Source organism: Microcystis sp. M53603_WE2, from assembly GCF_030065435.1.
Genome location: NZ_JASJFF010001149.1, coordinates 1 through 1,358 on the forward strand (window position 1 = coordinate 1; position 1,358 = coordinate 1,358).

1 pseudogene is annotated in these 1,358 nt (G+C 47.1%); it reads right to left on the reverse strand.

The features are described 5' to 3' along the window. A pseudogene (locus PX481_RS24250) lies at window positions 1-953 on the reverse strand (polyribonucleotide nucleotidyltransferase); the annotation flags it as partial. Window positions 954-1,358: the final 405 nt, after the last annotated feature.

The following is a 1,358-nucleotide window of genomic DNA, read 5'->3' on the forward strand; positions in this document are numbered from 1 at the left end:
ATAATTTGGGCGCGCATCAGTTTTTTGGTCAGATCCTTGAAGAGATTACCGATTAACTTGGGTTCTTCCAGCGTTGGAGCTTTTAAGGGATCTTCATCGGGGAGAGCGGTTATAGTTTCCTTGATCCGATTTTCGATCGCCGCTAATTTCTCATCCCGTTCGGTTTTGCTGAGGGTAAACTGAGAGAGAATCTGTTTAATTTCCTCTTTAGCTTGTTCTTTCAGGAAATTATGCACGGTTTCGTTTACTACCGGCGCTTCTCGGGTGACGAGGGGAATACCCAACTGATCGATCAATTCCCGTTGAGCGGTGATCAGGTCGCGGACCGCTTCATAACCAAAATCGATCGCCTCAATAATATCCCGTTCTGGTAACTGATTAGCTCCCGCTTCGATCATCACCACCCCTTCAGGACTACCGGCCACCACTAAATCCAATTCTCCGTTATGGATTTCCTTGTAGGTGGGATTGATGATAAATTCATCCCCTAGTAAACCGACGCGCACCGCTGCCATCGGCCCTTGGAAGGGAATACCTGCCAACAAAACCGCCACGGAGGCCCCAGTAACGGCCAAAACATCCGGGGGTACTTCCTCGTCCATGGAGAGGGTCGTAGCGACCACCTGAATATCATCCCGTAGCCAACTGGGGAATAGAGGCCGCAGGGGGCGATCGATCAAACGACCGGTCAGAATTGCTTTTTCCGGGGGACGACCTTCACGACGCAAAAATCCTCCCGGGATGCGCCCGGCGGCGTATAATCTTTCTTCGTAGTCAACGGTCAAGGGCAGGAAATCTACTCCTTCTCTGGCTTTGGCTGTGGTTGCTGTCACTAAAACCGCCGTTTCTCCCGATTGGATCAGAACACTACCGCCAGCTTGGGGGGCTAAAAGCCCTATTTTTAGTCGAATATCCCTGCCATCAAAGGATATTGACTTGTCAAACTCTTCCATGTAAAGCTATATTCCTTTCTTTCACTTTTCTCTGTGCTGTGGCAATCCTAGCATTTTTTGTCCCCCTTTCTGCCAGGTTTAGTATTCAGTGATCAGTTATCAGTGATCAGTTATCAGTGATCAGAGTTGAGTTTTCAGTTGGCTGATTACTCTTTACCGTTTACCGATCACAGCAAAAAAGCTCCCCACTTCCCCAATCCCCCAATCCCCCAATCCCCCAATCCCCCAATCCCCCAATCCCCCACTTTTAAACAGGATTTAACATTAGAGTTCTTGCATAATTAATTTTTGAGAGGGCAAAAATGAGAAAAATAAGCATAAAATTGCATAAAATAACCAAATAGAGCATTTAATTGATTAATGCTCATTCTTAATTCTCCTGACTACTGACTACTGGCTCGGAGA